Here is a 7,369-nt window from a genome sequence, read left to right on the forward strand (position 1 = left end):
TCATGAAGCGGTCTGGACGTATGTTTGCGACGCTACGTTGGTTCCAGATGAAAAGCCAAGACCATTCATCAGTCCGGGGCGGGGTACATCCTTGGATAAACGATCTCGCTGTCCGGTCCCGGCGCGTGCGGCGCGCCTTTCTTGCCGCATGCTGCAAGCGGCAGAGCCACACTCACGAGAAGGAACAAGCTCATAACACGGCGGATCATCATGCCACACGCTCCCCGTTGCCAAGTTTTCCGAGCCACGCTTCAGCCTCACGGCGCACATTACTGCCCGCAGTCCCGCCCTCGCTTGTGCGCGAGGCGATAGAGGCTTCCACCGTCAACACGGAATAGATGTCCTGCGTGATCCCCGGCTCCACGGACTGCATCTCAGCCAGGCTCAGATCGGACAGATCAACACCCTTCTCTTCCGCCATGGCCACCAGACGCCCCGTGACATGGTGAGCCGTGCGGAACGGCACCTTGAGAACACGAACCAACCAATCAGCAAGGTCCGTGGCCGTCGAAAACCCGGAACCGGCATATTTCCGCATCTGCTCCACGTTCGCAGTCAGGTCACGCACCATGCCGTCACAGGCTGCCAGCGTGAGCGCCATCGCTTCCGTCGCCTCGAATACAGGAACCTTGTCCTCCTGCATGTCCTTGGCATAGGCCAGCGGCAGACCCTTCATCACTGTCAGCAGGCTCACCATCGAGCCCAGCACACGACCAACCTTCGCGCGCGCCAGTTCGGCGGCGTCCGGGTTGCGCTTCTGCGGCATGATGGAAGAACCGGTCGTGAAGGCATCCGTCAGACGAATGAAGCTGAACGGCGACGAGCACCAAATGACGATCTCTTCCGCGAAACGGGACAGGTGCATCGCCATGATGGAGAGCGCTGAAAGATATTCGAGCGCGAAATCACGGTCTGACACGGAATCGAGTGAATTGGCTGTGGGACCGTCGAACCCAAGCGCCGCCGCCGTCATTTTGCGGTCGATGGGGAAAGACGTTCCAGCGAGCGCGGCCGACCCAAGCGGGCACTCGTTCAGGCGCTTGCGGGCATCCGCCAGACGGCCACGATCGCGCGACAGCATCTCGACATAGGCCAGCAGATGGTGGCCAAACGTGACCGGCTGCGCAGTCTGAAGATGTGTGAAACCGGGCATCGCGGTGTCGGCATATTCCAGCGCCCGCGTGGCGAGTGAGCGCATCAGCGCCTCAACCTGCCCGCTGATCCCGTCGATGGCGTCGCGCACCCAGAGGCGGAAATCCGTCGCCACCTGATCATTGCGCGAACGCCCGGTGTGCAGGCGCTTGCCCGCCTCGCCGATCCGGTCGCTCAGACGCGCTTCGATGTTCATGTGGATGTCTTCAAGCGCCTCGTCGAACGGGAATGAGCCCGCTTCGATCTCCGCACCGATTTCGGTCAGACCGCGTTTGATGGCGGCTTCATCGTCAGCGCTGATGATGCCGACCTTCTTCAGCATGGCGGCATGAGCCAGCGAGCCCGCGATATCCTGCCGCCACATGATCTTGTCGAAGCCGATGGACGCATTGATCTCGCGCATGATCGCGGACGGCCCACCAGCGAACCTGCCGCCCCATTGCACGTTCGCGCCGCTTTCTGCTGGCTTGCTCACTGCCTTCTGCTCGTCCACACTCATCGAATGCCCCAACATGCTTTTAGCCGCCACGCCTCATGCATGACCTCGCGACGGCGTTCCGTCCTTCTCTTGGGCGGCACCCTAATCGCAGGCCTGACCGCGCGCAAACAGCTTCACGCTCAGGGAGCGACAGATACGCCGCGCGCACCATCCTCTCTGGAGCGCGAGTCACCGCGCCCGCTCCCGACGGAAACCTTCACAGATAAGGACGGAATCGAGCATACGCTGGCTGATCTTCGTGGACGCGCCACCATCGTGCATCTTTGGGCGACATGGTGTGGGCCATGCATAAAGGAACTCCCCGCGCTAGCCGCCCTGACGCCTTCGCTGCAACAGGTGGGCATTGATGTGCTGCCGGTTGCGGTGGATCATCGCGGTGCGGAAGTCGTGCTGCCATACCTTGAAAAACTGAAGCTCGGCACCTTTGTTACATACTACGATCAGAGGCGGGCCATACCGGCCAGTCTGGAGCAGGAAGCCCTGCCACTGACCCTTTTTCTCGATCGACAGGGAATGCTGGTCTGTACCCACGCCGGACAGATCCTGTGGAACGAGACAGGGGCGCGGGATACGCTTCTTCGACTGATAACCTGATAAGGAAATACGATGAAACTCAGCGCACGCAACCAGATCAAGGGAACGATCACCGCCATCGAAAAAGGCGCGACCACGTCTCATGTCAGCATTGACATCGGTGGCGGCGCGATTGTCATGGCGTCCATCACCAATGAGGCCGTGGCGGATCTGAAACTCGCCATCGGAGAAAAAGCCTATGCCGTGATCAAGGCGTCGGATGTGATGGTGGGCGTGGACGCCTGAAGGCTGCCAGGACCGCAGACTTGACCACAGAGTTGGGTCCTTCGATAACGGCGTGCCCTTTTTGCTTCGTGCAATCAGGGCGCGCGCCCTTACAATTCTTCAGTTGACGATCAAGCAGGCACGATGACCGGACCGGACAAGACGAAAACGAGCAACGCATCGACGGACGGTTATCGCGACACCGTGTTTCTACCCAAGACGTCGTTTCCCATGCGCGGCAATCTGCCGAAACGTGAGCCGGAGCTTCTCGCGCGCTGGCAGGAAATGGACCTCGACGGCAAGATTCTCGCCGCCAGCGAAGGCAGGCCGCTGTTCGTGCTGCACGATGGCCCTCCTTATGCAAACGGCAACCTGCATATCGGTCACGCCCTGAACAAGATTCTCAAGGATGTGATCAACCGAAGCCACCACATGGCAGGGTTCGCAGTCCATTACATCCCCGGTTGGGACTGTCACGGCCTGCCCATCGAGTGGAAGGTCGAAGAAGAATACCGCAAGGCGAAGCGAGACAAGGATTCGATCCCCGTTCTCCAGTTCCGCGCTGAATGTCGTGCATGGGCCGCCAAGTGGCTTGATGTGCAGATGGGCGAGTTCCAACGTCTCGGCGTGCAGGCCGAATGGGGCCGTCGCTATTCGACGATGGATTACAGCTCGGAAGCCGCCATCGCTGCGGAGATCGGCCGGTTCCTGCTCAACGGCGCGCTCTATCGCGGCCTGCGTCCGGTCATGTGGAGCCCGGTCGAGAAAACCGCTCTCGCTGAAGCCGAGATCGAATATCACGACCATAAATCCACGACGATTTATGTCGCGTTTCCCATCATCTCCGATCCGACATCCGCCCACGCGCTGGAAGGTGTATCGGCCGTTATCTGGACGACCACGCCATGGACGATCCCGGCCAACCGGGCCATCGCCTATAATCCGGAGATCACTTACGTCGTCCTGCGGGTCGATGAGACTTCCGACGAGGCTCTTCTTCAGCCGGGTGAAAAAATTCTCGTGGCGGAAGGACTGGTTGAGAAAGTCTGCAAGGATTGCGGCGTTCTCGCGCACCACGTTCTCTACACCATGCCCGGTTCCGCCCTGAAAGGTGCCATCGCGGCGCATCCGCTGCGTGGACAGGGTTACGATTACGACGTGCCGCTGCTCGGCGCCGATTATGTGACGGATGATGCGGGCACGGGCCTCGTGCATACGGCACCTTCGCACGGTGAGGACGACTTTGCGCTCGGCATGGCCAACGGTCTCGAAATCCCGGAACTGGTTGCCGATGACGGTCGCTATGTGGACTGGGTGCCGCTGTTTGCCGGAACGCACGTCTTCAAGGCCGCCGAGCCGGTGTGCGAAGCGCTGACGGCTGCGAAGAACGCACATGCCGGGAAAACCGCCCCCGTCGGTCTGCTGGCGCGCAACGAGCTCGTCCATTCCTATCCGCATTCATGGCGCTCCCGTAAGCCGGTCATCTATCGCGCCACGCCGCAATGGTTCATCCGCATGGATGGTGACACGCAGATCCGCACAAAGGCGCTCCAGGCGCTTGGCGACGTCACCTTCGTTCCGGCCCAGGCGCGCAACCGGTTGACTTCGATGGTCGCTGACCGCCCCGACTGGTGCATTTCCCGCCAGCGCGCATGGGGCGTGCCCATCGCCGTGTTCGTCAACAAGCAGACAGGCGAAGTTCTCCGTGACGCCGCCGTCATGGAGCGAATCGTTGAGGCTTTCCGTGAAGATGGCGCGGATGCGTGGTACAGCAGCGATCCGTCACGTTTCCTTGGCGATGCCTACAACACCGCGGATTACGAGCAGGTGTTCGATGTGGTGGATGTCTGGTTCGAGAGCGGTTCCACCCATTCGTTCGTACTGAACCAGCCCGGTATGCGTTTCCCGGCGGACCTTTATCTGGAAGGCTCGGATCAGCATCGTGGCTGGTTCCAGTCCTCTCTGCTGGAAAGCGTTGGCACACGCGGAATCGCGCCGTATCGCACGCTGGTCACCAATGGCTTCGTGCTTGATGAGCAGGGCCGGAAAATGTCCAAATCGCTGGGCAACGTCATTGCCCCGCAGGACGTGAACGACACGCTTGGAACCGACATCCTCCGTCTGTGGGTGATGAACTCGGACACCAACGAAGATCTTCGGATCGGCAAGGAAATCCTCAAGCAGCAGGGCGAACTCTATCGTCGCCTGCGCAATACACTCCGCTGGCTTCTGGGCGCTCTGGAAGATTTCTCCCCTGAAGAAGTCGTTCCATATGAGGAACTGCCAGAACTCGAAAAGTGGGTGCTGCATCGCCTGACAGAGTTCGATGGCATGATCCGTCAGGCCATCGACACCCATGAGTGGGTGGGCGTCTACCCTGCCCTGCATGGTTTCTGCACGACCGATCTCTCCGCGTTCTATTTCGATGTCCGCAAAGACACGATCTACTGTGATGCGAAGGACAGCCTAACGCGCCGCGCGGCCCGGACGGTCCTTGATGTGCTGCATCGTTGCCTGACGACGTGGCTTGCGCCGGTGCTGGTCTTCACGGCCGATGACGCATGGACGGCACGATTCGGCTCCGATACATCGGTGCATCTGGAAGCACTCCCCACCCTGCCCACTGAATGGGCCGATCCTGAACTGGCTGATCGCTGGACGACGCTACGCGCCGTGCGTCGTATCGTCACCACGGAGATCGAAACGGCCAGGCGCTCCGGAGAGATCGGTTCATCTCTTCAGGCCGCCATCGAAATTCCAGTCTATGAAGACCAGCTCAAGCTGTTCGAAGGAGTGGACTGGACGGAACTCGCCATTGTCTCGCAGGCTGAATTCTCGGTCATCCCCGCGGAAGCGCCTAAGAACGAGCGCGGTGCGGTGGAAGTGCCATGCGGTGTGCCCGTGGTGCGAGTCGCCGAGGGTGAGAAGTGCGAACGCTGCTGGAAAGTGCTTCCGGAAGTTGGGCAGAACACAGCCTATCCGACTCTGTGCGTGCGCTGCGCGGATGTGGTTGCGAACACCCCCTCCTGCGCTTCTGTCACCGGATAGGACTCGATGCGCCTGCATTATCGCTCTCTTGCGCTCGGGTTGTTCACGGCCAGTGTGACATTCCTGCTCGACCAGTTGTCGAAGCACTGGATTCTGTTCGACTTCAAGTTGCCGGAGAAAGGATCGGTTGCGATCTGTCCCGGCCTGAACTTCACGATGGTCTGGAACCACGCGATCACCTTCGGGATGTTCGGTGGCGCTGGATCGGCTGGCCGCGTGATTTTCTCTACCGTTTCGCTTGCCATTGTCAGTGCGCTGATGGTGTGGATCGCGCGTACACCACGCCTGCTGATCGCGGGGCTGGCGGGTGCCATCACAGGCGGGGCCGTGGGCAACGTGCTGGATCGCCTGCGTTACGGCGCGGTGGTGGACTTTATCCATGCTCACGCCTTCGGCTGGTCATGGTATGTTTTCAATGTCGCCGATGCAGCGATTGTGTGCAGTGTCATTGCTCTGATATTGGACAGTCTGTATCGCGAACGGCATCATCCGACAGGGGATGAAACCCGGACGGTCGAACGGAGCGCGGGGGACAGGTGAGGCAGAAAAGAATGCGAGTGATCGTCGGATTTCGACATATGGCTCTTGGGCTCGGGCTCGGCACGCTTCTGACGGGTTGCTCCGGCAACGACATCAATCGCGCCTTTGGTCTGCAACGCAGCGTGCCGGATGAATATACGGTGACAACGCGCGCGCCGCTCTCGATGCCGCCCTCGACGGATCTTGTGAAACCGGGTTCAGCGGTCGATCATCCGCGTGACGAGAGCGAACGGATGGAAGCGCTGGAGACCCTGTCTCCTGATGTTGCGCTTCGCGGCACGTCAGGGCCGGACAGTTCTGGCCAGACGATGCTCATCAACGAGGCCGACGAGGCTGCGGGCGAGCCGGATCGGGGTGAACTGGGCAAGGCTGGCGAAGGCTATGTCGATGCGCTGCTGTTCTGGAAAGGCGGTGGCGCGGGCTCTGTTGTCGATGGCGATGCCGAGAACCGTCGCCTGAAGGCCAACGCAGCTCTTGGAAATCAGCCGACGAAGGGTGCGACGCCCACCAAAAAAGCGAAATAATCAGCAGTCTTCACCCGACGCTATTATTCAAGGGTAAAGAAAGGCCCTGTCCGTTTACATGACGGACAGGGCCTTTTCAGTTTGAACGACGCCTCAGCTCAGTCCTTCCGCTTTCATGGCAGCTTTGACAGCAGGTCTCGCTCCCACGCGATCACGCAGGGCTACTGCTTTTTTGTAACCGGAAATGTCGATCTTGAGAAACGTCGTCCATGAGAGAATGACAAACGCATAGGCATCGGCCTGCGTAAAACCTGCTTCGAGCCAGAAATCGCGATCCGCTGGCAGCATGTCTTCCAGCTGCCCGATCCGGCGGATGGCGTTCGCAACGGCTTTCTCACGATCCGCACCCTCCAGTCCCGGCGCAAACAGCGCGCCGATCGCATCGTGCAGATCACCACAGAAACCGAGCGCTTCTTCGAGACGCGCGCGTTCCATCGAACCGCACGGAGGCTTGAAAGCCAGAATGGTGGAAAGATCGCCAATATACTGGAGAATAGCGGAATTCTGGGTCAGATAGACACCGGGCGACACCTCGAGGGCTGGCACCGCGCCTCGGCCGTTGATTTTCAGATAATCCTCACCAGTCTCGGTCTTTTTGGTCGCCAGATCGACCTTTTCCAGTGAATAAGGAATGTCCGCTTCATTGAGAACGATATGAGGGGCAAGCGAACAGGCGCCTGGGGTATAATACAGTTTCATGAAAACCTCATTCCTTCGAATTGGTAAACATAAAGACTAAACGCCCTGCTGACGAAAATCACAAATCAACACTCAAAGGTGAGTCGCATAAATTTACATATAAAAATAG

8 protein-coding genes are annotated in these 7,369 nt (G+C 59.5%); 5 read left to right on the forward strand and 3 right to left on the reverse strand.

The genetic code is table 11. From position 1 onward, the window contains the following. Positions 1-68: 68 nt before the first annotated feature. Together ABF824_RS08715 and argH are read right to left on the reverse strand one after the other, a co-directional pair. Positions 69-212 (reverse strand): hypothetical protein, encoded by a 144-nt coding sequence (locus ABF824_RS08715; protein WP_415488113.1) that lies wholly within the window; start codon positions 210-212, stop codon positions 69-71. Next, positions 209-1,651, reverse strand: coding sequence for an argininosuccinate lyase (gene argH / locus ABF824_RS08720; RefSeq protein WP_415488111.1), 1,443 nt, complete (start codon positions 1,649-1,651; stop codon positions 209-211). Before argH ends, ABF824_RS08715 begins: the two co-directional genes overlap by 4 nt. A 39-nt stretch (positions 1,652-1,690) precedes the next feature. Here argH and ABF824_RS08725 point away from each other — a divergent pair, with 39 nt between their 5' ends. The 5 genes from ABF824_RS08725 to ABF824_RS08745 all read left to right on the forward strand — a co-directional run bounded on the left by ABF824_RS08725 (position 1,691) and on the right by ABF824_RS08745 (position 6,561). After that, complete coding sequence (locus ABF824_RS08725; protein ID WP_415488093.1) at positions 1,691-2,245, forward strand: TlpA family protein disulfide reductase; 555 nt, start codon at positions 1,691-1,693, stop codon at positions 2,243-2,245. Between the two features lie 12 nt (positions 2,246-2,257). After that, positions 2,258-2,470, forward strand: coding sequence for a TOBE domain-containing protein (locus ABF824_RS08730; RefSeq protein ID WP_415488095.1), 213 nt, complete (start codon positions 2,258-2,260; stop codon positions 2,468-2,470). Between the two features lie 123 nt (positions 2,471-2,593). Then, positions 2,594-5,497 carry an isoleucine--tRNA ligase gene (gene ileS / locus ABF824_RS08735; RefSeq protein ID WP_415488097.1) on the forward strand — a complete coding sequence of 968 codons (2,904 nt, stop codon included), beginning with the start codon at positions 2,594-2,596 and terminating at the stop codon, positions 5,495-5,497. Between the two features lie 6 nt (positions 5,498-5,503). Further along, entirely contained in the window at positions 5,504-6,037 is a 534-nt protein-coding gene (gene lspA, locus ABF824_RS08740) for a signal peptidase II (RefSeq protein ID WP_415488099.1), read from the forward strand. A gap of 11 nt (positions 6,038-6,048) precedes the next feature. Then, complete coding sequence (locus ABF824_RS08745; protein WP_415488101.1) at positions 6,049-6,561, forward strand: DUF3035 domain-containing protein; 513 nt, start codon at positions 6,049-6,051, stop codon at positions 6,559-6,561. A 93-nt stretch (positions 6,562-6,654) separates the two neighbouring features. Here the strand turns inward: ABF824_RS08745 and ABF824_RS08750 are convergent, their stop codons facing one another. After that, positions 6,655-7,260 carry a glutathione S-transferase N-terminal domain-containing protein gene (locus ABF824_RS08750; RefSeq protein ID WP_415488103.1) on the reverse strand — a complete coding sequence of 202 codons (606 nt, stop codon included), beginning with the start codon at positions 7,258-7,260 and terminating at the stop codon, positions 6,655-6,657. Between the last annotated feature and the right edge of the window lie 109 nt (positions 7,261-7,369).

Source organism: Acetobacter sp. (assembly GCF_047721705.1).
Classification (GTDB): Bacteria; Pseudomonadota; Alphaproteobacteria; order Acetobacterales; family Acetobacteraceae; genus Acetobacter.

Excerpts from the sequence above, each read along its gene's own strand:
- ABF824_RS08715 (WP_415488113.1), bottom strand. The coding sequence starts at position 212 with ATGATGATCCGCCGTGTTATGAGCTTGTTCCTTCTCGTGAGTGTGGCT.
- argH (WP_415488111.1), bottom strand. The coding sequence starts at position 1,651 with ATGAGTGTGGACGAGCAGAAGGCAGTGAGCAAGCCAGCAGAAAGCGGC.
- ABF824_RS08725 (WP_415488093.1), top strand. The coding sequence starts at position 1,691 with ATGACCTCGCGACGGCGTTCCGTCCTTCTCTTGGGCGGCACCCTAATC.
- ABF824_RS08730 (WP_415488095.1), top strand. The coding sequence starts at position 2,258 with ATGAAACTCAGCGCACGCAACCAGATCAAGGGAACGATCACCGCCATC.
- ileS (WP_415488097.1), top strand. The coding sequence starts at position 2,594 with ATGACCGGACCGGACAAGACGAAAACGAGCAACGCATCGACGGACGGT.
- lspA (WP_415488099.1), top strand. The coding sequence starts at position 5,504 with ATGCGCCTGCATTATCGCTCTCTTGCGCTCGGGTTGTTCACGGCCAGT.
- ABF824_RS08745 (WP_415488101.1), top strand. The coding sequence starts at position 6,049 with ATGCGAGTGATCGTCGGATTTCGACATATGGCTCTTGGGCTCGGGCTC.
- ABF824_RS08750 (WP_415488103.1), bottom strand. The coding sequence starts at position 7,260 with ATGAAACTGTATTATACCCCAGGCGCCTGTTCGCTTGCCCCTCATATC.